The organism is Candidatus Pseudothioglobus sp. Uisw_041 (assembly GCF_048087625.1).
Lineage (GTDB): Bacteria > Pseudomonadota > Gammaproteobacteria > PS1 > Pseudothioglobaceae > Pseudothioglobus.
This window is the reverse complement of the sequence record NZ_CP159805.1, coordinates 1,517,827-1,544,357: the sequence shown is the minus strand read 5'-3', so window position 1 is coordinate 1,544,357 and position 26,531 is coordinate 1,517,827. Positions and strand designations below refer to the sequence as shown.

The following is a 26,531-nucleotide window of genomic DNA, read 5'->3' as shown; positions in this document are numbered from 1 at the left end:
TTTAAGTTTAAAATAAACTATATAATGGGTTAAAAGAAGTTTCATTATGTGAAACATTTATGCAATGCTAGAATAATTTTTATGTGATAATTCATTTTTTGAATACTGTAGCAGTAATCACTATCAAATCTGGAATAAATAAAATGATTCTAAAAAACTTGTCCCCATCTGAACTGATTGAAAAATCATTATCTCTTAATGAGGGAATATTAACAGATACTGGAGCTTTGCTTATCACAACAGGCAAGCGATCTGGTCGAAGTCCAAATGATCGTTTTATTGTTGATAATTCTGCAACTTCTAATTCAGTTGACTGGGGTGATGTTAACAGGCCTTTTTCAGAAGAAAAGTTCAATAAACTATGGACTAGAGTGAGTGAACACTTATCTCAAAAAGATCATTTTCTGTCCCACCTTCATGTTGGAGCGCATGAATCCTACTACCTTCCAGTTGAAGTCAATACTGAAACTGCTTGGCAAGGCTTATTTGGTAGAAATATGTTTATTAAGCCCGAAACATATAATCCTAAAGATAAACCAGTCTGGATGATTTTAAATGTCGCATCTTTTGAGTGCAATCCTGAACGTGATGGAACCAATTCAGACGGAGTTGTTATTATTAACTTTGCACAAAGAAAAGTATTGTTAGCTGGCATGCGTTATGCAGGCGAAATGAAGAAAGCAATGTTTTCAGTGCAAAACTATTTGCTACCTGAAAAGGATGTTCTGCCAATGCACTGCTCAGCAAATGTGGGAGAAAATGGCGATACAGCATTATTTTTTGGCCTCTCAGGAACTGGCAAGACAACCCTTTCTGCAGATCCCGAGCGTTACCTTATTGGTGACGATGAGCATGGCTGGGCTAAAGGTTCAGTATTTAATATTGAGGGGGGCTGTTATGCGAAAACAATCAACCTTTCTAAGAAAAATGAACCCATTATTTGGGATGCTATTCGTCATGGCGCAATAGTTGAAAACGTCAAAGTAGATGCAGATAAGCATGCAGATTATGATGATACCTCCATATCAGAAAATGGTCGCTGCTCATACCCATTAGAGCACGTTGAAAAACGCGTTGAAAAAAATGCTGCAGGCGAGCCCAAAGTTGTTATTTTCTTAACTTGTGATGTTTCAGGTGTGCTTCCTCCAGTTTCAATCTTAACTAAAGAGTCTGCTGCCTATCACTTCTTGTCTGGTTATACAGCGCGCGTTGGCTCAACAGAGCTTGGTGCAGAGGCCGGAATTAATCCAGCATTCTCATCGTGTTTTGGGGCCCCATTTATGCCTCGAAATGCAAGCAGTTATGCCAATTTATTAATTAAACGACTTGCAGAATTTGATACACAAGTCTATTTAGTTAATACTGGATGGACGGGTGGTTCAGGAGCTCCAGGAGGCTCAGGATCAAGATTCCCTATTCCTGTAACTCGCGCAATAGTTTCTGCTTGTCAAAGCGGCGCCCTTCTTAAATCAAAAGTGACACACCTCGACTACTTAAATCTTGATATTCCTAAATCTATTCCAGGGGTTGATGAGGCTTACCTTAACCCCCGTGATACATGGGAAGATAAATCAAGTTATGATAGTGAATCTATAAAACTCGCGAATCTATTTGCAGAAAACTTTAAAAAGTTTGATGTTGATAAAGCAATCGTTGACGCCGGACCTCTAGCAGTTAGTAAATAAATAAGTACTGAACAAGTATTACGACTATGGCAACAATAATGGCAACAATTACGACTGGGGGCGTGTTCTTCATATAGCAAATTATAAGGTTTGTTTGGCTCCTATTTTAGTGAAGTATTAGAAAATATTATCTTTAAGACGAGGATTTTGTATATTATTTGATTTCTTATTTAATATTCAAATGGCTACTAGCAATAATGACTTCAAAAGTATTTTCAAGGCCCTTCACTCAACAAGAACCTATTAGTCAAGAGGCGATTGATGCCGCTGTGGAGGTTCTGAAGTCGGGAAGGCTTCATCGATACAACTCAATTGGTGAAGAGTTTTCTGAAGCATCACTATTAGAGCAAGACTTCGCTAATTTTCAAGGAAGTCGTTACTGTCTTGCTTGTGCATCTGGTGGTTATGCGATGAGCGTCTCTCTTAAGGCTGCGGGACTTAAGGCTGGTGAAAAAGTTTTGACTAATATGTATACCCTTGCGCCAGTTCCAGGCTCAATTTCTAATGCAGGTGGTGAACCTATTTTCATAGAAATCAATGAAAATCTTGTTCTTGATTTAGAGGACCTTTCAAGGAAAGCCATATCAAGTAAGGCTCGCTTTTTACTCATATCTCATATGAGGGGGCATCTAGTCGATATGAATAAATTGATGCAAATTGTTGAAGATAATGGCTTGATTTTAATTGAAGATTGTGCCCATACAATGGGGGCAAAATGGGGTGATAAAAGGAGTGGTAATTTTGGACTTGCTGGCTGTTTTAGTACCCAAACTTATAAGCATTTAAATTCAGGTGAAGGGGGATTACTGACTTCGAATGATGCAGAATTCATGGCGCGTGCTATTATTCTTTCAGGGTCTTATATGCTCTATGAGAGGCATGGTGCTGCACCTGATAAAGAAGTATTTGTAGATATTCGATTGCAGACTCCAAACTATTCAGGCCGTATGGATAATCTCAGGGCTGCTATTCTTAGGCCACAATTAAAATCTCTTGAAAAAAATATTAAGCGCTGGAATGAGCGTTACCAGTTAGTTGAGAGAAGCCTCAAAAAGATCAAAGGAGTTGAACTTCCTGAGCGCCCTATTGAGGAGAGTTATGTGGGGAGCTCAATTCAGTTTAGGCTGCCTGGCATCTCGAAGGCTGATGCCGCCAGATTCCTGGTAATTAATAAGGAGCGTGGGGTTGAGATAAAATGGTTTGGCAGCGATAATCCAAACGGATTTACAAGTAATCATAAGAGTTGGAAATATGTGAAACAACAGAGTCTAGAACGCTCTGATGAGATCCTTTCTGGCCTTTTTGATCTCCGATTGCCACTCACTTTTTCACTGGAAGATTGCTCACTTCTCTCAGAGATTATTGGTGATTGCGCGGAAGCTTTTGTATCAAAAAATAGGATATAGATATTAAAGGATCAAGCTTTAATCTTAGTTTGAGCCATATGATTCCCAGCGATCCATCCTGAAGTCCACGCACTTTGAAAGTTAAAGCCACCAGTTATGCCATCAATATCCATAACTTCTCCAGAAAAATAAAGCCCAGAGCAGATTTTACTTTCCATGGTTTTAAAGTTAATTTCTTTTAGGTTTATCCCGCCACACTCAACAAACTCTTCTTTAAAGCGGCTTTTTCCAAGTACATCAAGCTCACAGCAAAATAAATTATTTAGAATAAGATTTAATTCTTTCTTACTGATTTCTGACCAGTTTTTTTCTTTTGAAATTCCACACTTAATCAGAAGTTGGAGCCAAAACCGTTTCGTTAGATCATTTGGATAAGCGTTACCTACTGAAGCCTTTGTATTATTACTCTTAATAGTTCTAAGGAGTTTTTCAGCATCATTATGATGGCCAATACCGAGCCAGTTGACAATTAGCTTTGCCTTGTAGTTGGTATGCATCATTTCTCGCGCAGCCCATGCTGAAAGTTTTAGTAGTGCAGGACCGCTTAGCCCCCAGTGAGTAATTAAAAGTGGGCCACTTTGCTTAAACGGTTTTGCGCCATCAATTTTAAGAGATAAAGAAGCTCGAGGAAAGGAGGTTCCTGATATGTCTTTGAGAATCGCATCTTCAATTTTAAAAGTAAAAAGTGAAGGCGCAATTTCTGTAGTTGAATGACCAAGATTTTGAGCAAGTCGGTAACCGCCTGGCATGCTGCCAGTTGCAATTAATACTGAATCAGCAATGAAAGACTCGTCCTCATTGATGAATAAGGATATTTTGCCATTGTCTAGTTTTTTCAGACTTTTGACATTCATCTTATTCAATAATTTAATTCCATGTTTGTTGGCTTCTTGCATAAAGCAGTCAATAATAGTTTCAGAGTTATCTGTCACTGGAAACATACGGCCATCAGATTCGTATTTAAGTTCAACACCTCTTTTTTCAAACCAATCAACTGTATCCGATGCTTGAAAATTTTGGAAAGGCGAGAGTAGTTCTTTACGACCTCGTGGATAGTTTAAACAGAAATCGTTAACCTCAAATATATGGTGAGTTACATTGCAACGACCACCTCCAGAAATTCGAACTTTTTTTAGAAGTTTGGAGGAGCCTTCAAATACATGAATGTCAACATTAATTTTTTCTGCTTTCGCAACTTCTGCGCATCGAAGCGAAGCAAAAATTCCGCTTGCGCCGCCACCAATGATTGCAATACTTTGTTTTTTGACTATCTTCATCAGTGTTACATTAAATCTTTAGAGGTTATATAAATTTATAGTTATATTTTAGACAACATAAAAGATTACTACTGGATAACTCTCTAGTACATCAAAAAAAGTTTGAATTTTCCTAGTATCATAAATATTTATCAAAAAAACTCCCAATCTTCTCCTGCTCTTTATAATTGAATTATGAAAAAACTACTACTTCTAATGTTGTTTACTTTTACAACAATAGCCTCTGCTAATGAGGAGGTCCTTAGCTTTCCATTCACTCCAGACAACGTAAACGACTGGAGATATTATAGTGACCAAGTAATGGGAGGAGTCTCCGAGGGTCAGGTCTCACTTGAGCAAGATGCAGACAAGGTTTTTATAAGGCTCTCTGGGAATGTTCGCACTGATAACAATGGTGGCTTTATTCAATTACGTACCACAACATCACTGTCCAATAAACCATTGATGTTCAAACTACTTCATAATTCAAATAAAGAAGGAAAAAAACTTAAAGGCATCCGTCTAGAAGTTAAAGGTAATGGAGAAAAATATCATATTTTTATTCAGACTACTATCTTTTATAGGCTTCCTACTAGCTATAAAATTGCTACATTTGATACAAGCCCAAACTGGGAAACAGTTGAAATACCTTTTAATAAATTTAAGAAGCTCAAAGATAATATAGACTCAAACATAAGAGCTAAAGATATAAAGACCTTTGGTATTGTGGCTTATGGCCGTGATTTCAAATCTGATTTATCAGTTTCATCAGTTGAGTTTTATTATTAATATATTCTAGCTAGGCTAAATGCAATAGTCCATTTACCGGTAGTTTATTTTTCCTTTAGTTTATTATCTCTGTCTAATTCTAGTTTTGTAATAGCTTTGTCAATTAAGTCAGATTCTGCTAAAAAAGGAGTCTTTTCAGCATAACTCGTTGTTTCATTGTTCTCGTTATATTGTTTTCTTAAAGGCTTTGGAGAGCTATATTCAATATACTTTTCAATACTAGTAAAGTGGTGTTTTGATGGAATAAGGTCAGCGTTTAAAAGCTCATTGGCAAGGTAATGAAGCGAGGATTCTGACATGCCATCTTCTCGCTCCCACATATATTCAAACTTACCTTTAATATATCCACTGTTTATTAACTCTTGATAAAGTTTAAGTGCAAAATCCTCTCCCCAAGGGCTGTCGTTAATGTTTCTAATCTTTAATACTCTTTCCATTAGATATCCATATTCATATGCCCATTTAAGAAATTTCTCCGAGCGTATAAAGTCTGAAAAGTTTGAAGGCTGACCTCTTGTTGCTAATCTTTCAAGCAAAACATATTCCTCCTTCTGTCTGAGACGCCATTCGATATGTCCAAAACCATTGTTGGCATATATTCTGGTGTTGATAGTAAGGTTGTTACCTTTGTAGTCTTGATATTTGATATCTTTTATTTCAAATAACCTCTCTCCAAAACTAAACTTTTCAAATCCTGTCTTACCAATAATAGATGGGCTCAGTCCTAGAATGGCTAATAGACATTCATTAATTGTCGTGTCGGTCAGTTCTTCAATTCTGCGAATATCAAACCTCTCACTTTCTAGTTTGGCTATTCTGAACTTCCATCTCTCGTGGTACTGATACCATTTCTTCCAGATAATTAGATATGATTTATCCAGTTCATAGGCCGCCCAATCATCAGAAGTACTTACACCTTTTGGGTTACAAAAACATCTGTACTCTGGCACTTCTAGCCAATCATTCTTAAAATAGATATCTCTCCACTTTGCATAAGAAAGATTGCCATCTTTAATCTCACCAAACGCCCTGTTCTTAAACATACCAAACCAATAATCCACAGTATGTTTAACTGTCTCTAGTTCGTTTTTTAGTTCTACTATTGTGCTATGAGCAATTGCCTTAGAAGTGATGAATCTCATCTCCTTGTTATATTTTTTAATCATTTCATCTCACTCCATTTTGCAATTAGTTCAGAGCCACAATAAGAGCAGAAACCTTTGACTCCTTTAGTTGATTCAATACGTTCATTATTTAAAAGTGCAAATCTCATATTAGAATTATATTACACAAAATAATCTTTAGAATATTGACTCTATTTTTATGCACTATAAAAAAATAAAGCCCATGGCTAGAGTTTGATACAATTGTCAGCTTTTATTCAGCTTTACTAGTTTTACTTTTTTTGGTAACTTAATACTTATGTCTGTTATATCCTCGCCCCCATCAAGATTTAGCCCATCTGAAGCCCACCAAATAGCAAAAACTTTATACGGTTTTGAAGTCTCAGTTAAAGTCTTGGATAGTGAGCGAGATCAGAATTTTTATTTGAAACGTGAAGATGGCAAGGAATTTGTATTAAAGATTTCAAATCCGGTGGAGGATGTTGAGCTCATTAAGCTACAGGTCGCTAGTTTGAAGCATATCGCCAACTTTGATTCATCCATACAAGTACCAAGTACGATTCAGACTGTAGGTGGTAAATTTATTAGTCGGCATAATGGCTGTTTTATTCGCTTACAATCTTTTTTAGCAGGACACTTTATAAAGGACATTGAGAGTCCTGAGTCTTTCTTATTGGAAGAATTTGGCGCATTTATGGGTAAGTTAGACGTTGCTTTTCGAGAGTTTAGTTATCCGGATTTAAAGTGTAAATGGATATGGGATGTTAGAAATATTGAATTTTTGACAAGTCATTTAGACTGTATTGAGAGTGAGTCTGATAAAGCTGTAGTGCGTCATTTTATTGCAAATTATCAGTTAAAAATTGTGCCGAATGAAAAATATTTACGCACTCAGTATATTCATAATGATGGCAATGATCACAATGTACTCCTAAATGATAATGGCCACATATCTGGCGTTATTGATTTTGGTGATATGGCGCATACTTTTTTAGCAAGCGAATTAGCGGTTGCCATCACTTATCTTATTCTAGAAGAAACAGAGCCTGAGACGAAGATCAAGTCAGTTGTGCAGGGATTTCAATCAGTTTATCCATTAAGAGATGAAGAAATTGATTCACTCATTCATCTTGTTTGTGTACGCGCGTGTTTTACCGTGGTAACAGCGAGCTACCGAAAAAAACTATTTCCTGAAAACAAGTATATTTCTGTTACTGAGCCATATGCATGGACATTTCTAAAAATTTTTGCTGACAAAGAATTAAGTAATTTTAAAATATATTAAAAAATGAAATCCAAAAAAAATACATTGAAGTTGAGAAAAAAACACCTGGGTCCGTCACTCTCTCTGGCTTATTCAGAGCCACTAAAAATACTCAGAGGGAAGGGGCAATATTTGTATGATGAAAAAGGTAAAGAGTATTTGGATTGTGTTAATAATATTAGTCATGTTGGGCATTGCCATCCAGCAGTTATCCAGGCGGCTCACGAGCAGAATCAGCTATTAAATACTAACACTCGCTACCTGCATGATAATATTGTTGAGTTGGCTGAGAAGCTTTGCAGTAAATTACCCAAACCCTTGGCCATTTGTTATTTTGTAAATTCGGGTAGTGAGGCGAACGAGCTGGCTTTGAGAATGGCTAGAGCATATACCGGCAGTGATAGCACAATTGTCCTAGATAACGCCTATCATGGAAATACCGACTCTTTAATCAATATCAGTCCTTATAAATTTAATAGTAAGGGTGGGCAGGGAAAGCCAAAACATGTTGAAGTTGTTCCTATGCCAGACTTATTCAGGGGTGAATTTAATAACCCAAAAACGGCGGGAAAACAATATGCCCATGCGGTTCTGGAGGCAATTAATAAGCAGGGAGAGGGTTCAACCTTTATCGCTGAATCGATATTAGGTTGTGGTGGGCAAATTCCGTTACCAAATGATTTTTTAGCGGAGTCGTATAAATGGATAAGGGCGTCCTCTGGAGTTTGTATCAGTGATGAGGTTCAGGTGGGTTTGGGCAGAGTGGGCTCTGCCTATTGGGGGTTTGAGACACAAGAAGTCATCCCAGACATCGTCACAATTGGCAAACCGCTGGGTAACGGGCACCCTATAGCAGCTGTTGTAACCTCGGCTGAAATAGCAAGCGTCTTTAATAATGGCATGGAGTATTTCAATTCTTTTGGTGGCAACCCAGTTTCTTGTGCAATTGGACTCTCTGTTCTCAATGTAATCGAACAGGAGAGGTTGCAGCAGAATGCCCTAAATGTAGGAAATTATTTGTTCTCAGAGTTGTCTTTATTAAAAGATAAATTTTCATTGATTGGTGATGTTCGAGGCGCTGGATTGTTTATTGGAATCGAATTGGTTGAAGACAGAAAAACGCTGAAGCCTTCAACAGAAAAGGCAAAGTTGATTACTGATAAAATGAAAGAACTTGGTATACTTCTCAGTACTGATGGGCCACATAATAATGTTATTAAAATTAAACCTCCTTTGGTTTTTACTCAGGACAATGCAAAGTTATTGGTGGATTCATTGTCAACGTTATTAGTCTAGGATTTGATATGTTTAAAAATTCGTTAAAGATTTCAAAAATAAGTTATTTTTTATCCTTAATAGCTATGATTACTATTAACTCAAAAGCGATTGCTGTTGAAGACCTTTCATATCCATTCAATGCCGATAGCGGAAGATACTGGCAATACATTAGTGATCAAGTGATGGGCGGTGTTTCTGTTGGTAAAGTTACTCTTGAGCAAGATGGAGAAATGTATTATGCAAGACTTACAGGTAATGTAAGTACAAGGAATTATGGCGGCGTTATTCAATTACGCACAGGAATTTCATTTGCAATTTCTGAAAAAGATGGCAAAAATCTTCAGGGCGTTCGTCTCAACGTAAGAGGCAATGGTGAAACTTATGATATCCATATAATAACTAATGATATGGCTTATTATGGAGACTTTTATTCTGCCACCTTTCAAGCTGATTCTGATTGGAAAATGATTGACTTGCCTTTTAATACATTCGAACGTAAGCGCTACAATGCCTCAAAGTTAGATGCTAAAAATATAAGAAGCTTAGCTATTGCAGCTTATGGCCGTAATTTCACATCTGATGTCTCAGTCTCAACAATAGAGTTTTACTATTAGAGAATCAATGAAAAAAAAACTACTCTTACTTTTTTTACTGTCTTTTAGTCTTATTGGTATAGTCTATGCTGATAATGAGTTGCGCCCATCAAAAAAACAGTGCAATGATCTTTTTAAAACCAAAACATTATCAATGCTGAAGATTACATTGACATGATTACTGATGCTCAGAATGATATTTATGAATTAATAAGGCGTTACTATCCTAAGGAGGATTGGACTTATTGTCTGGGCGTTGAAAATCATATGTAATTTAACCTGCTTCATAAGAAACCAAGATATTGCTTATACAGCCCCTCTCTCACATCAAACGAAGTTTGGACTTTAGTTCAAGTTGATAAAAACTTATTTAGCTTAACATGGATCTTTAAGATTTCAAAAAAACATTTTAAGTGGAAGAATTCAACCAATTAGGTAGCTCATCATTAACAAAACCACTTAAAGCAGCTATTGCACAGTCATTCAAACTTCCAAACCGTATATTTCGTCCTGTCAAACCCTCACCATAGTGAGCGTATTTACCAGAATTAGTAATTAATGATTGTGTCATTGATGGGAAAACTGGTTCAGTTATTGAGCACCAACAAATATCAGGGACAACCTGAACTCCTAATTTTGAAAGTTGATTTAAACTCCCATGATCTCTTAATATTGTAAGAGTTTCTCGCCCAACAGTCAAAATAGTTGGAACAATAACAGTTTGATTTTTTTCCAATAACAATTTCAAAAACTTCATACACTCAGCAGAAGATGCATGCGGACTCCCAATAGCAACTAGATCTATCTTGTTAATTCCAGTATTGAATTTTTGCCACAAATTTAACAAATCATTAGGCATTATAGTTGTAGAAATAGCATCTTCAGTGCTTGGCAATTCACCTTCTGGCGTATGCCCTTTAATATGTAGCATTGGAGATGCAGATGTTGTACCAAATGCTGCACATAAAGCTTTTAAATCATCATTAGTCAGTGAAATATCTTCAAGGCCAATTAATACTGGAATTCCATTTGGTGATTTATAGCCAGCCAGCCAACCTATCATTGGCCAGATAGACTCATCAAATTTCGAAGGTAATGATATTCTAATTTCACAGTTAGGCTTTCGATTCTCTTCTAAATAAACACCAGTATTCGGAGTACGCCCAGTCATTGCTATGAATAAATCTAAATAATCTGGATGCTTCTGGGTGCGAGCTCCAATTACAGAATTTGCATAAACAACAGCATTTGACTCAGACCATCCAATAACTTCGTCTCTAATTGGTTTTTCACTTAAAAGATAAGGCGCACATGTAAATGTAGGATGAGCACCCATTTTGACATATGCATCAGCAAGTCGGCTAGCTTTATTACCCAGTTCAGGAGCTACACCTTGTGATTTCCAATTATCCCTATCTACTGAGATTGCATTCATTGTAGTTGGAATAATAACACGTGCACCCATATCCAGCATTTTTTCTGCAAAATTGAGATTAGCATCATGCGCTAAGATACAACCATCAATATGACCTCTAGAAACATCGATTAATTTATCAGCATTTTGAGAAGAAGCCATCAAACATAATATTTCCATTGCAATTTTTGTGGCTTTACCATGATTGCCAGCCAACATTTTTTTATCTGAATTATTCAAGTAGACTCTACTTAAATCAGGCTGAAATAACTTAATTAAAGTACTTGAGAAATATAATTTGAGATTATCAATTTTTGCAGATTTCTGTAAAGATAATAAATTATAAATGTTTGGCTTCAGACGTAATATGGCAATTTTTTTGTTAAACAGTCTTTCAGCAATCATTGCCCCAAGAGTTAAAATATCTTCAGTTTCTCTAAATATAAGTGCAGCTGGTGCATTTCCATTTTGCGCAAGCTGCAGCAATACCCCACTTCCACTGCATGACCCTCGAGAAGTTGGCATTAATACAATTTTTCCAGAAAGCTGCTCTCCACAATTAGGATGATGAATATCAATAATTACTCCTGTGTCAGGATCAACTCCGCCCCAGAAACTCACCCCTTCATTACAAACTACAACATCACCTTCCACATTATTTTGTACAAAAATAATGGCCTCGTTATTGGAACGTTTTTCCATCGATAAACTCCGGTAAGTAGTTAATAGTTCTATGTTTTAACTTTTGATAGAAACTTTTGTAGATATTTAGATTTTGGAGATCCAAATAGTTTTTCAGCTTGGTTTATTTCTTCAATCTTACCTTCATGAAAAAATGCTACCCTATCAGAGACCTCACGAGCAAATCCCATTTCATGGGTCACACAAATCATCGTCATTCCTTCATCAGCAAGAAGTCTAATAGTGTCAAGAACCTCTCCAACAAGCTCAGGGTCAAGAGCAGATGTTGCTTCATCAAATAACATGCATTTAGGCTCCATTGCTAGTGCTCGTGCAATAGCAAGACGTTGCTGCTGCCCACCTGATAATGCAGAAGGGTATTGCGAAAGCTTATCACCCAGACCAACGTGACGGAGTTGCTTTTCAGCAACTTCTAGTGCATCCGATTTAGATAGCTTACTGACTATTTTAGGAGCTAGGGCTACATTTTCAAGGACTGTTAAATGAGGAAAGCTGTTCCATTGTTGGAACACCATACCCATATTTTGGCGAACTGAGTTAAGGTTTGTATCACCTGCATGAACATCAATATCATCTACGATGATTTGCCCTTTTTGAATGGGTTCAAGCCCATTAATACAGTAAAGTAATGTTGATTTACCTGAGCCTGAGGAGCCTATCACACTTAAGACTTCTCCTTTTGGTACTTCAAGATCAATGCCCTTTAATACTTCAAGTTCACCGTATTGTTTATGTAGGTTAGTAATTTTAATCATTCAGACCACCTTTGTTCAAGTCGAGTAGCATAATAAGAAATTGGATAAGATAAAGCAAAATAGAAGGCACCAGCAATCGATAGTACGAGGATAGCTTCTTGGGTTCGAGTCATAAGTATTTGGGAGGCCTTTAAAAGCTCTACATATCCAAGTATTGATACTAGTGCACTATCCTTTAAAACCCCTAGTGCAACTCCAACCCAAGCAGGTAATACAGCACGAAGACCAATTGGCCAAACAACATAGCGCAAATCTTGCCAATAATTCATACCTAAACTTCGTGCTGCTCGCCTCATTGGGATTCCAACTGCCTCAATTCCAGCTCTAGCTACGTTTGCAACATAGGCTGAGGTATATACAGTAAGAACAATTAATCCTGCTTCAAAGGGATTAAGTCTGAGGCCAATAATTGGTGCAAAATTAAAAAATAAAACTAGTTGAATAATTAGTGGAACTGAGCGAAAAATATCTAGAATTGTTCCAAGCGTAAATGCTAATAATCTTGATACACTGAGAGCTAAACCTAGAAATATTCCAAAAATAGATCCAATACTGATTGCCCAAAAAGAAATCCATAGAGTCCTTAAAGCCGCTTCACCAAGAAACCATAAATCATTAGGGCTGAATCCAGAAAAATAAGTTGCTGCTGATTCCATTAATAGACGCTTAGTATTTAAAAAGACGATTTGCTATTAATCTTGATACACCAAGAATAATTTTAACAAGAACGTAGTAAATTACTGCAGTAACTGCAAAATATTCGAAAATTCGATAAGTTTTAGATGCAAAGAATTGTGTTTCTCCTGATAGCTCACGAAATCCAACTAACATACCTAAGGAGGACATTAAAACTGCCCAAACCATTTGGTTGGTCATAGGATGGTAAACAATTCGCAGAACTTGAGGAATGATAATTCTAGTATAAGTTTGGAAACTGTTCATTCCTAAACTAAGAGAGGCTTTTATTTGGGTATCTGGAATAGCATTAAATCCACCACGAAAATTTTCAGCTAAATAACCAGCATTATTAAATGTTAAGCCCATCAATACTATAAGGAATGGACTAAAGTGAATTCCAAATGCACCAAGTCCAAATCCAAAGAAAAATAATTGTAATAGTGCTGGAGTATTTCGAGCTAACTCAATCCAAGAAACAGCAAACCATTTTAATGGTCCTGTCATGTTAATTCTTATGAGAGAGAGTGCTAGTCCAAATAATATGCCCAAAATCATTGAAAGAATTGCAACTTCCAAAGTTAATACTGCTGATTGTAATAAATCAGGAAGGGTCTTGAAGACTGGTCTCCAATGGAAATTATAATCCATAAATGACTTTAAAAAAAATGGCCGGCAAGCCGGCCATATTAAAATTAACTATTAGTAGTAAACACCAGGAATACGTAATTCAGGCGCTTCGCCACCAACATACTTACCCCAAAGCTCTTGGTAACGACCAGAACGAACTTGCTGCGTTACAAAAAGGTTAAGGTAGTTAAGCCAAGTAACATCCATACGCGGACCAACTACAGAAGTATAGTCAGTGCCCCATGGCATACGAGGACCAGCAATAACTGTATCAAATTGCTGAGTTATTGGTAATACTGTTGTATTGGTAGTAATACCAGCATGAGCTTTTCCTTGAGCCACAGCTAAGAATACTTCATTCTCAGATTGATAGCCTTGATAATTGCCTTCAATTCCAAGTTCTTTAGCTATCTTTAACCATTCCTGTTCGGGGACAGTTCCAATAGCAGCAGCAATTTTCTTGTCATACATATCTTCGACAGTAACAATGCCACTGTCAGCTCCAACAATAGCTTGAGCATAATAAATAGCATAAGGGATTGTAAAACCAACTGTCTTAGCACGAGATAAAGTATCTGAAGTACCTCCAAATACAACGTCACCACGATTAGTAACAATTAATGGTAGACGTTCAGCCCAAGTAATTGCAATAATTTCATGATCAACCTCTAATGCAGCTGCAAGGTCTTTACAGTAATCAACATCAAAACCCGCAGGCTCATTGTTTGCATCACGGTAGCCAATTGGTGGAAAGTCTAGAACTACTCCACATCTTAGAACTCCAGCATCAATAACATCATCTAGTTTATCTGCAGAAGCTGTAGTTGCGCCTGTAAGCAGCAAAGCTGCAGTAGTAAGCGACACTAATGTTTTAGAAAACATTGTCATATATTTCTCCTATTAATTTTAAATATAACACTGAGTTGCTCATCTGAGTAATCCAATGCTGGCAATATCTTATCACTTTTAATTTAAAAATGGAAGTTCAATTTTTCTATTTACATTTTTCTATTTAATTGAAACTTTTAAATTGATTACAAAGTATCGCTTAAAGTTAAATATAGTATATTATTTTCAAAATAAATAATTTATAAGGAGAGTCTAAAATGAGATTTGAAGGAATTTACACACCTATTATTACCCCTTTTGCAAGTAATGGCGAAATTGACTGGGATGTATACGCAGAAGTAATAGATTGGCAAATTGAAAATGGTGTTGCTGGAGTTATAGTTGGTGGATCAACTGGTGAGTTTTATGCGCTTTCGAAAGAGGAGCGTATTCAGCAATTTAAATTTGCAGCAGAGCGTATTAATAATCGAGTTGAATTTATGGCAGGAGTGAATGATATCCGAGTTGATGAGTGCCTCGATATTTCTATGGCAGCAGTTGATGCAGGCGCTAAATCACTTTTAGTCGCCGCTCCACCATATTCTTTACCTTCAGAAGAAGAGTTAGCACATCATGTTATTACAATAGCTAAAGCTACAGAATTACCAATTATGCTTTATAACTACCCTGGAAGAACTGGTGTTGAGATGGGTGAGGATTTTCTATCCATAGTCGCAAAAAATACTCTGGTTGCTGCAATAAAAGAGTCAAGTGGTGACTATTCTAGGCTTCCGTTATTATCGAATAACTATCCTTCAATTGAGTTAGTTGTTGGTGGTGAAGAGCAAGTTCTTGAGTTTGCAGCTTGGGGGGCAAAATCTTGGGTATGCGCTACAGCTAATTTTTTCCCATCAGAGTGTGTCCAATTAATGGATATACTTGGAAAACAGTCTGATTTTGAGAAAGGAAGAGCTCTTATGAGTGTTTTTATGCCTCTTATGAAGACATTGGAGCAAGGTGGTAAATTCCTGCAATGTGTTAAGCTCGGGTGTGAACAGCAGGGTCGTCCTGGTGGAAAGGTTAGATTGCCTCTGCTTCCAATTGACGACGCCCTTAAAAAGGATATGATTAGTGTAATAGACAATACTCGTGCTTCGCTTCACTCAATTCTAAATTAATAGGAGTAAAAAATGTCAAGCCTTCTTAGTAAAAATGATTATATAGATATTGCTGCGAAAATACAGTTTCCAACAGATCCATTTATAAATGGAAGATTCCAGAAATCAAAAGCTGGAAGGGTTATGGAGTCAATTAATCCTGCAACTGGATCTGTTATTACTAATATTTCGGCCTGTGATGATTCTGACGTTAATTATGCTGTTAAAGTTTCACGAGATGCTTTTAATTCTGGTGAGTGGGCTAATAAATATCCTAGCGAACGTAAGGCAGTTTTATTGAAGTTAGCTCAACTTATTGAGGAGAATAAAACAGAGCTTGCAGTGCTTGAAAGTTTAGAAAGTGGAAAGCCTATTAGTGAGTGTGAACTTACTGATCTTCCTGAAACGATAGTCACTATTCAGTGGCATGCCGAGGCTATAGATAAAATGTATGATCAAATCTCACCAGCGAATGTGGATGCTGTTGGCCTCATTACACGTGAGCCATTAGGTGTTGTTGGTTGTGTGCTACCTTGGAACTTTCCTTTAATGATGCTGGCTTGGAAAATTGCCCCAGCACTCGCTGGTGGTAATAGCGTTATTGTTAAGCCAGCAGAACAAACATCAATGACTGCACTTAGAGTTGCTGAACTGGCAACTGAAGCTGGAATTCCCCCAGGAGTTCTCAACGTCCTCCCTGGTGAGGGACCAGATGTTGGTGAGCCAATGGGGAGACATTTAGATATTGATGCAATTTCTTTCACGGGGTCAACTGAAGTAGGACGATTATTTTTAGAATTTTCAGGACAAAGTAATTTAAAGAAAATTATTCTTGAGTGTGGTGGTAAAAATCCTGCTGTAGTTCTTTCTGATGCCAATAATCTTGATGGTGTTGCTGAGCATATTGTTTTTGCTGCTCTTTGGAATATGGGACAGAATTGTACTGCTAATTCTCGCCTAATAGTTCATAAGAGTTTGAAAGATTCATTGCTTGAAAAGGTCAGAGAGAAAATGAAAGATTGGCATACAGGTGACCCTTTAGATCCAGACAACCAGTTGGGGGCAATAATCTCTAAAGAGCAATACGACAAGATTTTGGGTTACATTGAGGTAGCTAAAAGTGAAGGAGCTGTATTAATTGAAGGCGGTAATGCAATTAATTTAGGAGAAGGATTGTTTATTGAGCCTACCCTCTTTACTGGAGTTAGTGCAGAAATGATAATTGCTAAAGAAGAGGTTTTTGGCCCTGTATTTGTAATGATGACTGTTGATAGTGATGAAGAAGCCATCAATCTTGCAAATGATACATGTTATGGACTTCAAGCATCATTATTTACTTCCAGTGTGACTAAGGCTCATAAATACGGCAGAGCTCTTCAAGCGGGTACTGTTTCTGTAAATTGTTATGGAGAAGGTGATATATCAACCCCTTTTGGTGGCTATAAGCTATCAGGGTTTGGTGGTCGTGATAATTCACTTATGGCCCATGATCAATATACTGAGACTAAAACTTTATGGATTGATATTAGTGAGGAAATTTAATGAAAAGCAGTAAGTTGATTCATATAGTTTCCTGTCATGCAGAAGGTGAAGTAGGAAATGTGATTGTTGGAGGCGTCGCTCCACCTAAGGGTGATAGTCTTTGGGATAAGGCGCTGTGGATTAATCAAGATCAAAAATTGCGTCAATTTGTTTTAAATGAGCCAAGGGGCGGCGTTTTTAAACATGTGAACCTATTAGTGCCAGCACAAAATCCAAATGCTCATCAAGGTTTTATAGTGATGGAGCCTGAACATACACCACCAATGTCTGGTTCAAATTCGATTTGTGTTTCAACTGTTTTACTTGATACAGGAATGATTGAGATGAGAGAGCCGATTACTGAGTTTGTCCTTGAAGCTCCAGGAGGACTAGTTCCAGTAAAGGCATATTGTGAAAATGGGAAAGCTAAAAGTATAGAGGTTCAGAATGTAGCTTCTTTTGCTGACCAGCTAGATGTAAATATTGAAGTTGAAGGCTTGGGCTCTCTTAAGGTCGATACTGCCTATGGAGGAGATAGCTTTGTTATTGTAAATGCTGCTGAACTTGGCTTTGAAATTAAGCCTGATGAGGCTAAAGATTTAGCTGAAATTGGTTCAAAAATAACTGCCGCTGCTAATCTACAGCTTGAGTTTAATCACCCGACTAATTCTGACTGGAGGCATATTTCATTTTGCGAGCTTGCACTTCCTTTATTTGAAGAAGAAGGTGTAAAAGTTAGTCGCAATAGTGTTGTGATAGACCCAGGTAAATTAGATCGCTCACCTTGCGGAACTGGTTGCTCTGCTCGTATGGCAGTTCTTTATGCAAAAGGTGAGCTTCAAAAAGGAGACCGCATGATTGGTCGTTCAATTCTTGATTCTCGCTTTGATTGCAGTATAGTTGAGGAGACTATGGTGGGTAAAAAGAAGGCTATTATTCCTTCAATTCGGGGAAGGGCTTGGATTACTGGAACTCATCAGCTTATCCTTGATCCTGAGGACCCTTGGCCTAGAGGATATCGCCTTTCAGATACATGGCCAATTAAACAATGAAATTACTTTTATTAAAAGCCCTTAGATAATGCGCTGGAAAAAAACTATAACTATGGTTGAGGCTCATGCAGAAGGAGAGGTGGGTCGAATAGTTACTAGTGGGGTAATAGATATTCCAGGTAACACTATGCTGGAAAAAATGAATTATATCAATGAAGTAGACGATAGTTTGCGTCGTTTTTTAGTATTTGAGCCCCGTGGTTATGCTCAAATGTCTACAAATCTCATTTTTGATGCTCCAAATAAAGAAGCGGATATAGGTTTTTTGATCTTGCAAGGTGACAAGGCTCATGCCATGTCAGGATCAAACAGTATTTGCCTTGTAACAGTTCTACTTGAAACTGGAATGATAGAGATGAAGGAGCCTGAGACTATTATTACAATTGATACTCCTGCAGGACTTGTTCGTGCAAGTGCAGAATGTAGTAATGGAAAATGCGAGAGAGTGACTTTAGATATGACGCCTTCATACGCAGATCAACTTGATGTGATTATTGAAGTAGAGGGATTAGGTACAGTAAGTGTTGATATTGCTTTTGGCGGTATTTTTTATGCATTAATAGACCCTGCCCAGTTTGATTTGAAAATTTTGCCAGAAAATGCCCGTCAATTTGTTGATATAGGGACCAGGATTCATAGGGCGGTCAATAATCAGCTGGATATAAGACATCCTGAGCTTAAAGACTTAAAAGACATTTCTTACACAATGTTTGTTGGGCATGATGATGACGGCGTAATGAAGGGTGCAACAATTCTTCCACCAGGTCGAATTGATCGCTCTCCTTGCGGCACTGGTAATTCTGCTCGTCTTGCTGTAATGGCGGCCCGAGGTCAAGTTAAAGTTGGTCAGAGCCTTAAAGCAAGATCAATCATCGATAGTGAGTTCCAAGTTGAGATAGTTGCTAAGAAGACTATTGCTGGAAAGAGTGGTATCCTTCCAAGAATCTCTGGTCGGGGCTGGATTCATGGAATTCATCAGGTAGGAGTAGACCCCAGTGACCCATACCCATTAGGCTATAAAGTTTCAGATTGTTGGGGCGACGCTTTTGATTTACTTAGCTAGTAATAGATAGTGCCAAACGCACAAATATCTCCAGGCTCTTCAGTGGCGATAATAGGGGCAGGTGTTGTAGGTATGGCAAGTGCATGTGCCCTTAATCGGAAGGGCTACGAAGTTACTGTATTTGATCCTTATTATCCAGGAGAAGGTGGGTCATCAAAAGCAAATGCAGGCCATATTGGAGCTTCTGATATTTTTCCTTTGAGTACACCTGGAATTCATTGGAAGGCATTAAAAATGCTCACGGACTCTGATGCGCCATTAAAAGTACCACTTAAAGATTTTTGGCCACAAATTCCCTGGTTTTGGCGGTTTTTACTTACCTCAAATGTAAATCGCTTCAAAAGGGCAACAGATGCATTAAGCTATCTTTGTCATAACTCTATTAGAGACACTAAAGAATTATTAGAGTATTGTAATATCGCCGAAAAGATTGAGCAAAATGGATGTGCATTCATCTATGATAATGAGCTGAGCTTTAATAAAAGCATCAAAAGTTGGGATGAAAGAAGTTCTCGAGGTTTTAGTAGCGAAGTATTAAATGCTAAGAAAATAGCTAAAATTACTCCAACTATTAATGATAAATTTAAGTATGCATATTTGTCTCATCATTGGGCTAAAGTAAGTGAGCCAATAGACATAGTTCGGGGTCTTGCTGATTCAGCAAAAATCAATGGAGTTACCTTTCGCCAGGAGCGAGTTAATAGTGTTGGTGAAAAATTTAATTCCATCTTAATTAATTTTGACAAAGGAAATAGTAAATATGATGCAGTAGTTATTGCAGCAGGCATTAATTCTGTTTCTTTAGCAAAATCTTTAGGTGACTTTTTACCAATGACAGCAGAGCGAGGATATAACTTAACAATTCCTTTATCAAATATTGATATTGACATACCAATTGTATTTGCAGATCGAGGTATTGTTGCAACAAGTTTAGCAAGTGGACTTCGAATTGGTGGGTGGGCCGAATATGCCCATCTTAGTAGACCAGCAAATCCAAATTATTTCAATTCTATTGCTCGCATTAGCCAGGATTTGTTTCCAGGGCTAAATGTAGAAAATGCAAATTATTGGATGGGAAGTCGCCCTTCAACTCCAGACTCTGTGCCAGTTATCTCTAAATCTCTAAAAATAGACAGGGTTTTTTATAATTGTGGTCATGGTCATTATGGATTAACTCATGCAGCAACATCAGCTAATTTATTATGTAGCTTAATAGAAGGTGAGCAAAATTTAGCTGAAATTAAAGCATTATCAATTGATCGTTTTTTATAGTAGAAGGAGCCTGGCTCCAAATAATGGATATGAGCATAAAATACTAATACTTATCCTTTCAGGAGAGGTTCATTGAACCAGGCTAACTATTAATAAGTATTGCAGATATAATGTTTGGTGGAGATGGGGGGAATTGAACCCCCGTCCGAAAACTTTCAGTCAAGAAGTCTACATGCTTAGTAAAGGTCTATTGAGTTAACTTTTTACCACCCGACCAACAGGGATGTAGAAAGCGATTTTAGATTAGGTTTTAACCCTATTATCCTAAAATAATAATAGTGGCGAGTCTGTAAGCGACCGTTATCCAAAAAGTACAGACGACTCTCAAGTAACGGTTAGCATTATGCTGCTAAAGCGTAGTTGTTTTCGTTTGCAACTATTATTTAAAGAACGTTTTTACGAGCAATCTTTGTCCTCGACATGCATCCTTGAAATCCAACTCCTCGTCGAAGCCATGTCATCCCCAGATAGCTATATTATACTCTTGATTAATGTAAATTAGCTAATTGTAACTCTAGCAAACTTTCTTTTACCTACTTGGTAGATTGATGTTCCAGTAACGGGCGTTAAATCTTTGTCACTTATCTTCTCACCATCCATTTTTGCAGCGCCCTGTTTAATCATTCGAAATGCTTCGGATGTTGACGATACAAGGTGAGAGTCTTTAAGTAGGTTTGCAATCTTAGTTCCTTGTGAGAAAGTGAACTCATCCATCTCATCTGGAATTTGATTCTTTGCAAATCGGTCAATAAAGTTTTGCTGTGCTTTTTTGGCTTGATTACTATCATGAAAGCGCGTAATAATTTCTTGAGCAAGGCGAAACTTAATGTTTCTTGGATTTTCACCATCCACAACTTCTTGTTTCCAGGATTCGATTGTTTCCATTGATTCAAAGCTTAAAAGCTCGAGGTATTTCCACATGAGCTCATCTGAAATCGACATCAATTTGCCAAACATACTGTCTGCAGGTTCGTCAATACCAATATAGTTATCAAGAGATTTGCTCATCTTTTGAACGCCGTCAAGCCCCTCTAATATTGGCATAGTAAGAATAACCTGAGGCTCCATATTTGCTTGCTTTTGAAGGTCTCTACCAACTAGTAGATTAAATTTTTGATCAGAGCCCCCAAGCTCAATATCAGCCTGAAGTGCAACAGAGTCAAATCCTTGAACTAGTGGATATAAAAACTCATGTATTGAAATTGGTTGGCCTGATTTATAACGTTTGGAAAAGTCATCACGCTCAAGCATCCTAGCAACAGTATGTTTTGATGCAAGAGAAATCATTTCTGATGAACTCATCTTACCCATCCACTCAGAGTTAAAGGCTATCTTTGTTTTATCCTTGTCAAGAATCTTAAAAACCTGATCCTCATAACTTTTAGCATTTTCTAAAACTTCACTTTTAGTTAGCGCCTTCCGAGTGACATTTTTTCCAGTTGGGTCTCCAATCATGCCAGTAAAGTCACCAATTAAGAAAATAATTTCATGACCAAGGTCCTGTAGTTGTTTCATCTTGTTAATGACAACTGTGTGCCCAAGATGAAGATCTGGAGCTGTTGGGTCCATTCCTAGTTTGACTCTTAATGGTTTATTTTTTTCAAGTTTTTTCTTTAGCTCATCTAAGGGCAGAATTTCTTCAGTTCCTCGTTGAATAATTGCTAGCATCTCTTTGATTGTCATTGCATATGCTCTCTATGGCCTTATTTGTCCGTCACCTATGACGATATATTTTTGTGATGTCAGGCCCTCAAGTCCGACTGGACCTCTGACATGAAATTTACCAGTACTTATTCCAATTTCTGCGCCTAGTCCATATTCAAAACCATCAGCAAAACCAGTTGATGCATTCACCATGACAGAGGATGAATCAACTTCAGAGAGGAATTTTTTTGAATTTGCATCATTGTCAGTTACGATCGCATCGGTATGAGCTGAGCCATATTTGTTGATATGAGAAATAGCCTCATCAACCGATTCAACAATTTTCATTGAGAGGATTGGGCCAAGATACTCCTCATACCAGTCATCTTCTGAGGCTTTTTTGATAGCACTGTATAGTTTTTGTGATTTTTCACATCCACGTATTTCAACTTCTTTTTCGTTATAGAGCTCTATGAGTGTTGATAGTGCTTTTGTATCAAATCCCTCATGCACAAGAAGTGTCTCAGTTGCATTGCAAACTCCATACCGGCGTGTTTTTCCGTTGAATGCAATGTCAATTCCTTTTTGCGGGTCAGCATCAATATCTAGGTAGGTATGACAAACGCCATCAAGATGCTTAATAACTGGGACTCTAGCATTACTACTGACATTTTTTATAAGCCCCTTACCGCCCCTTGGAATAATAGCATCAACATAGTCGCTGGCTTTAACAAGCTCAGTAACCGCTTCACGATCAGTGACTTCGATGAGCTGCACAGAGTGTGGGTTGAGGCCAGCTTGCTTTAGTCCTTGTTTAATGCAATTGTAAAAAGCCATGTTCGAGTTGATTGCTTCAGAGCCACCTCTTAGGATGACTGCATTTCCAGATTTAATACAAAGAGCGGCTGCATCAATAGTGACGTTAGGGCGTGACTCATAGATCATCCCTATAACGCCAAGCGGCACCATCATCTTTCCAATTTTAATTCCGCTTGGCCTAGTCTTTAAATCAGAAACCTCGCCAATAGGATCGTTCAATAAGATGATTTGATTGAGACCTTCCACAACGCTTTCAAGCCTATCATCATTAAGCATTAGCCTATCCAAAAGTGCAGAGTCAATATTATTTTTTTTGGCAATTTTTATATCTAAAGAATTTGCATCAAGAATAGCTTGCTTATTCTCTTGAATCGCAGCAGCAATATTAAGTAATGCATTATTTTTTGTATCTGTGTTGGCGATGCGCAGAGTGTTGGAAGCAATTAGGGCTTTTTGACCTATGTTAGATATTAATTTAGCTATTGAGCCCACTATTTTTCCCCGATAAAGTGATGACTACGGATTGTAGTTCATCGTAAACTTTAAGATTATCCATGCCTTTGACAGAGCGGTCAATACGCCCGAGTGCTAAAAGAAGTTTTTGTAGCTGCTGATAACTATGTTTTTTAAGGGCAATTGATATCAATGGCTTTCTTTTCTGCCAAACCCTATGATTATTAAGAATTGTATCGATTGTTTGATTTGTTTTAAGTTCGATTGACATTGTAACTAAGCTTTTTATTTCACGGTAGAGCGATGAAATTAAAATGACTGGTGGCGTTGAATCATCAACCAGTAAGCTGAAAATTTTATTTACTTTTTCCGTGTCACCTTTGAGTGCTGCATCAATCATTCCGAAAACTGTGTACTGAGATTGCTGATCAATTTGACTTAAATATTCATCTAGATTTATATTTCCATCTGGATATGCAATTTGAAGCTTTTGTATCTCCTGCATAGTAGCAAGAAGATTTCCTTCAGTACAGTAAGCTATCGCATTTGCAATTTCATTGCTTGAGCTAAGGCCAAGCTGGGACATATGCTTAACAATCCAGCCAACAAGTTGGTCGCTTTGAACCTCCCAATGCTGAATAATAACCCCTTTTTTATCCAGAGCTTTAAACCATTTACTTTTTTGCTGCGCCAGATCTAGTTTTCCAGAAGAGATGATTAGCATAATATCTTCTGGAAGGTTATCGGTAAGTTCAGAAAGTGCTTTAGAGCCTTTGACTCCAATCTTTCCTGTTGTAAGTCGACACTCGATGATCCGCTTGTCTGCAAAAAGTGAAGGGCTAGAAATCAAATTAAAGATAGTATCCCAAGCGAAATTACCGTCAATATCAAATCTAAAGCGCTCATTAAATCCCCGCTTTTTAGCATTATTTTTTATAGTCGTTAGAGATTGCTCAACTAGAAGTATTTCAGCACCAAAAGCAAAATAAAGGGATGCAGGCTGGTTTGAGAGGTGATTTTGGAGTTGTTCGGATTTAATGTTCATGCTTTTAAGAAAACAGGGTAAGAAATAATGTAACTAATTAATTTTTAACCTACAGATTGTCATTATGTCATAGTTATAAAATATATTGATTAAACCTTGAAAAATGCTATCAAAACCTATATATAAAGAATCAATAGGGTATATTTACATTTCTAATTCAGGTTAAAGTTAATAATATGTATAAAAATATTTTACTATGGTTGGTCCTAGGCAGTGTACTTGCCTCTCTTTTTGGTCAGTTTAATGTTGCGGATGAAACAAACGAGATAAGCTATTCTCAATTTATCCAAAATGTGAAGCAAGGCAACGTTTCTAGTGTGAAGATAGCTGGTAGTAATATTAGCGGTGTTACAGCAATTGGTGAAAAATTTGAAACATACAGTCCAGGGGACCTTGGGCTAATGGGAGACCTTCTAAATAATGGCGTTTCAGTTCAAGCTACGCCTCCTGCAAGAGAAAGTTTTATAAAGCAGCTACTCATTTCACTCGCACCAATACTATTACTAATTGGTGTCATTATCTACACAATGAAAGGCGCAGGTGGTGCAATGGGTGGAAAAAATAATCCAATGTCATTTGGAAAGTCTAAAGCGCGCCTAATTACAAAAGATGAATCGCACGTCACCTTTGAGGATGTTGCTGGCGTTGAAGAGGCTAAAGAAGAAGTGAGCGAACTTGTTGACTTTCTTTCTGATCCTGGAAAATTTACTAAAGTTGGCGGAAGAATCCCGAAAGGTGTTCTTATGGTTGGCCCTCCAGGAACCGGTAAAACATTATTAGCTAAAGCCGTTGCTGGTGAGGCAGATGTTCCTTTCTTTTTCATTTCTGGTTCTGACTTTGTGGAGATGTTCGTTGGTGTTGGAGCCTCTAGAGTCCGAGATATGTTTGAACAAGCTAAAAAAAATGCACCTTGTATTATCTTTATTGATGAGATTGATGCTGTAGGTCGTCAGCGTGGTGCGGGAATGGGCGGCGGACACGATGAACGTGAGCAAACGCTTAACCAAATGTTGGTTGAAATGGATGGTTTTGAGGGATCAGAAGGTATTATTGTTGTTGCGGCAACTAATAGGCCTGATGTTTTAGATCCAGCTTTATTAAGGCCCGGAAGGTTTGACAGAACAGTGACTGTTGGATTACCTGACATTAATGGTCGTGATGCTATTTTAAAAGTACACATGAGAAAATTACCAATTGCAAAAAATGTTAAATCAATTGACATTGCAAGAGGTACCCCTGGATTTTCAGGCGCTGATTTAGCTAATTTGACAAATGAAGCTGCACTAATTACTGCAGGCCTGAGTAAAGAATTAGTAGGAATGGGTGAGTTTGAAAAAGCGAAAGATAAAATTATGATGGGTTCAGAGCGCAAAGGAATGGTTATGGATGCTTCTGAAAAGGAAATGACAGCTTTTCATGAGGCTGGGCACGCGATTGTTGGAAGGCTAGTTCCTGAGCATGATCCAGTTTATAAAGTAAGTATTATTCCTAGAGGTAGGGCTCTAGGTGTAACTATGTTCCTACCTAAAAAAGATAGTTATAGTATTTCAAAAAGAAAGCTTAATTGCCAAGTTGCATCATTGTTTGGTGGTCGTATTGCAGAAGAGATAGTATTTGGAGAAGATGCGGTAACTACTGGAGCTAGTAATGATATTGAGCGTGCAACAGATATTGCTCATAAAATGGTAAAGTTATGGGGCATGTCAAGCGTCATGGGACCAATGTCTTATGGAGAAGAGGAGGGCGAAGTATTTTTGGGGCGCCAAGTCACAAAACATAAGCATATTTCAGATGAAACTTTTACTAAGGTAGATAGTGAGATACGAAAAATAATAGATACTAATTACTCTTTAGCCTACAAAATTCTTGAAGATAACAGAGATATACTGGATGCAATGGCTGCAGCACTTGTTGAATTTGAGACAATTGACACGAATCAGATTGATGACTTAATGGCGAGAATTCCAATGCGAGAGCCCGCCGAAGTAATAGATTCAGAGGAGGCCTCATCTGAGCTTGGAACTGGAAGTGGAGAAACTGAGAGCGCAAATCCATCTACAGATAAGAAGCCAGAAGCCGACGGAAGTACTGAGCAGTTTGCATAAG

23 protein-coding genes and 1 other RNA gene are annotated in these 26,531 nt (G+C 37.6%); 13 read left to right on the top strand and 11 right to left on the bottom strand.

Features of this window, described 5'->3' with window-relative positions; translation table 11 throughout:
• The first annotated feature begins 143 nt into the window (after positions 1-143).
• Positions 144-1,685, top strand: a complete 1,542-nt coding sequence (locus tag ABXT44_RS07870; RefSeq protein WP_416686729.1) for a phosphoenolpyruvate carboxykinase — start codon at positions 144-146, stop codon at positions 1,683-1,685.
• Between the two features lie 197 nt (positions 1,686-1,882).
• The gene (locus ABXT44_RS07865; RefSeq protein WP_416686727.1) at positions 1,883-3,091 is read left to right on the top strand and encodes a DegT/DnrJ/EryC1/StrS family aminotransferase; all 1,209 of its coding nucleotides are present in this window, start codon (positions 1,883-1,885) and stop codon (positions 3,089-3,091) included.
• Positions 3,092-3,102: 11 nt separating this feature from the next.
• Here ABXT44_RS07865 and ABXT44_RS07860 read toward each other — a convergent pair whose 3' ends face one another.
• Positions 3,103-4,368, bottom strand: coding sequence for an NAD(P)/FAD-dependent oxidoreductase (locus tag ABXT44_RS07860; RefSeq protein ID WP_416686725.1), 1,266 nt, complete (start codon positions 4,366-4,368; stop codon positions 3,103-3,105).
• A gap of 174 nt (positions 4,369-4,542) precedes the next feature.
• Here ABXT44_RS07860 and ABXT44_RS07855 point away from each other — a divergent pair, with 174 nt between their 5' ends.
• The gene (locus ABXT44_RS07855) at positions 4,543-5,136 is read left to right on the top strand and encodes a CIA30 family protein (RefSeq protein WP_416686723.1); all 594 of its coding nucleotides are present in this window, start codon (positions 4,543-4,545) and stop codon (positions 5,134-5,136) included.
• A 44-nt stretch (positions 5,137-5,180) separates the two neighbouring features.
• On the opposite strand, the gene ABXT44_RS07850 is transcribed toward ABXT44_RS07855, so the two are convergent.
• Positions 5,181-6,302, bottom strand: coding sequence for a hypothetical protein (locus ABXT44_RS07850; protein WP_416686721.1), 1,122 nt, complete (start codon positions 6,300-6,302; stop codon positions 5,181-5,183).
• Between the two features lie 256 nt (positions 6,303-6,558).
• Between ABXT44_RS07850 and ABXT44_RS07845 the strand changes: the two genes are divergently transcribed.
• From ABXT44_RS07845 to ABXT44_RS07830, 4 genes are read left to right on the top strand one after another with little or no spacing between them, the layout of a single operon-like run.
• Positions 6,559-7,545, top strand: coding sequence for a phosphotransferase (locus ABXT44_RS07845; protein WP_416686719.1), 987 nt, complete (start codon positions 6,559-6,561; stop codon positions 7,543-7,545).
• Positions 7,546-7,548: 3 nt separating this feature from the next.
• Positions 7,549-8,820 (top strand): aminotransferase class III-fold pyridoxal phosphate-dependent enzyme, encoded by a 1,272-nt coding sequence (locus ABXT44_RS07840; protein WP_416686717.1) that lies wholly within the window; start codon positions 7,549-7,551, stop codon positions 8,818-8,820.
• An 8-nt stretch (positions 8,821-8,828) separates the two neighbouring features.
• The gene (locus ABXT44_RS07835; protein WP_416686715.1) at positions 8,829-9,416 is read left to right on the top strand and encodes a CIA30 family protein; all 588 of its coding nucleotides are present in this window, start codon (positions 8,829-8,831) and stop codon (positions 9,414-9,416) included.
• A gap of 7 nt (positions 9,417-9,423) precedes the next feature.
• Positions 9,424-9,573, top strand: coding sequence for a hypothetical protein (locus ABXT44_RS07830; protein ID WP_416686713.1), 150 nt, complete (start codon positions 9,424-9,426; stop codon positions 9,571-9,573).
• Positions 9,574-9,804: 231 nt separating this feature from the next.
• Here ABXT44_RS07830 and ABXT44_RS07825 read toward each other — a convergent pair whose 3' ends face one another.
• From ABXT44_RS07825 to ABXT44_RS07805, 5 genes are read right to left on the bottom strand one after another with little or no spacing between them, the layout of a single operon-like run.
• Positions 9,805-11,511, bottom strand: a complete 1,707-nt coding sequence (locus ABXT44_RS07825) for an aconitase family protein (RefSeq protein ID WP_416686711.1) — start codon at positions 11,509-11,511, stop codon at positions 9,805-9,807.
• Between the two features lie 29 nt (positions 11,512-11,540).
• Positions 11,541-12,266 carry an amino acid ABC transporter ATP-binding protein gene (locus tag ABXT44_RS07820; protein ID WP_416686709.1) on the bottom strand — a complete coding sequence of 242 codons (726 nt, stop codon included), beginning with the start codon at positions 12,264-12,266 and terminating at the stop codon, positions 11,541-11,543.
• Positions 12,263-12,922, bottom strand: coding sequence for an amino acid ABC transporter permease (locus ABXT44_RS07815; RefSeq protein ID WP_416686707.1), 660 nt, complete (start codon positions 12,920-12,922; stop codon positions 12,263-12,265). Before ABXT44_RS07815 ends, ABXT44_RS07820 begins: the two co-directional genes overlap by 4 nt.
• 10 nt (positions 12,923-12,932) lie before the next feature.
• Positions 12,933-13,592, bottom strand: a complete 660-nt coding sequence (locus tag ABXT44_RS07810; RefSeq protein WP_416686705.1) for an amino acid ABC transporter permease — start codon at positions 13,590-13,592, stop codon at positions 12,933-12,935.
• A gap of 51 nt (positions 13,593-13,643) precedes the next feature.
• Positions 13,644-14,459 (bottom strand): transporter substrate-binding domain-containing protein, encoded by an 816-nt coding sequence (locus ABXT44_RS07805; protein ID WP_416686703.1) that lies wholly within the window; start codon positions 14,457-14,459, stop codon positions 13,644-13,646.
• Between the two features lie 218 nt (positions 14,460-14,677).
• Here ABXT44_RS07805 and ABXT44_RS07800 point away from each other — a divergent pair, with 218 nt between their 5' ends.
• From ABXT44_RS07800 to ABXT44_RS07780, 5 genes are read left to right on the top strand one after another with little or no spacing between them, the layout of a single operon-like run.
• Positions 14,678-15,577 carry a dihydrodipicolinate synthase family protein gene (locus tag ABXT44_RS07800; protein WP_416686701.1) on the top strand — a complete coding sequence of 300 codons (900 nt, stop codon included), beginning with the start codon at positions 14,678-14,680 and terminating at the stop codon, positions 15,575-15,577.
• 12 nt (positions 15,578-15,589) lie between these two features.
• Positions 15,590-17,098, top strand: a complete 1,509-nt coding sequence (locus ABXT44_RS07795) for an aldehyde dehydrogenase (RefSeq protein ID WP_416686699.1) — start codon at positions 15,590-15,592, stop codon at positions 17,096-17,098.
• Positions 17,098-18,129, top strand: a complete 1,032-nt coding sequence (locus tag ABXT44_RS07790; protein WP_416686697.1) for a trans-3-hydroxy-L-proline dehydratase — start codon at positions 17,098-17,100, stop codon at positions 18,127-18,129. The genes ABXT44_RS07795 and ABXT44_RS07790 overlap by 1 nt, the downstream gene beginning before the upstream one ends.
• Before the next feature lie 28 nt (positions 18,130-18,157).
• Positions 18,158-19,192 (top strand): proline racemase family protein, encoded by a 1,035-nt coding sequence (locus ABXT44_RS07785; protein ID WP_416686695.1) that lies wholly within the window; start codon positions 18,158-18,160, stop codon positions 19,190-19,192.
• Between the two features lie 9 nt (positions 19,193-19,201).
• Complete coding sequence (locus ABXT44_RS07780) at positions 19,202-20,464, top strand: NAD(P)/FAD-dependent oxidoreductase (protein WP_416686693.1); 1,263 nt, start codon at positions 19,202-19,204, stop codon at positions 20,462-20,464.
• 115 nt (positions 20,465-20,579) lie between these two features.
• On the opposite strand, the gene ssrA is transcribed toward ABXT44_RS07780, so the two are convergent.
• From ssrA to holA, 4 genes are all read right to left on the bottom strand, one after another.
• Positions 20,580-20,929, bottom strand: a transfer-messenger RNA (tmRNA) gene (gene ssrA / locus ABXT44_RS07775).
• A gap of 33 nt (positions 20,930-20,962) precedes the next feature.
• A complete protein-coding gene (gene tyrS, locus ABXT44_RS07770) occupies positions 20,963-22,147 on the bottom strand; it encodes a tyrosine--tRNA ligase (RefSeq protein ID WP_416686692.1) in 1,185 nt (394 codons plus the stop codon).
• A 12-nt stretch (positions 22,148-22,159) separates the two neighbouring features.
• Positions 22,160-23,419, bottom strand: a complete 1,260-nt coding sequence (locus tag ABXT44_RS07765; RefSeq protein WP_416686690.1) for a glutamate-5-semialdehyde dehydrogenase — start codon at positions 23,417-23,419, stop codon at positions 22,160-22,162.
• Positions 23,403-24,425: a DNA polymerase III subunit delta gene (gene holA / locus ABXT44_RS07760; protein WP_416686689.1), complete on the bottom strand. Its 1,023-nt coding sequence runs from the start codon at positions 24,423-24,425 to the stop codon at positions 23,403-23,405. Before holA ends, ABXT44_RS07765 begins: the two co-directional genes overlap by 17 nt.
• Positions 24,426-24,601: 176 nt before the next feature.
• Between holA and ftsH the strand changes: the two genes are divergently transcribed.
• Complete coding sequence (gene ftsH / locus ABXT44_RS07755; RefSeq protein WP_416686687.1) at positions 24,602-26,530, top strand: ATP-dependent zinc metalloprotease FtsH; 1,929 nt, start codon at positions 24,602-24,604, stop codon at positions 26,528-26,530.
• The last annotated feature ends 1 nt before the right edge of the window (position 26,531 follow it).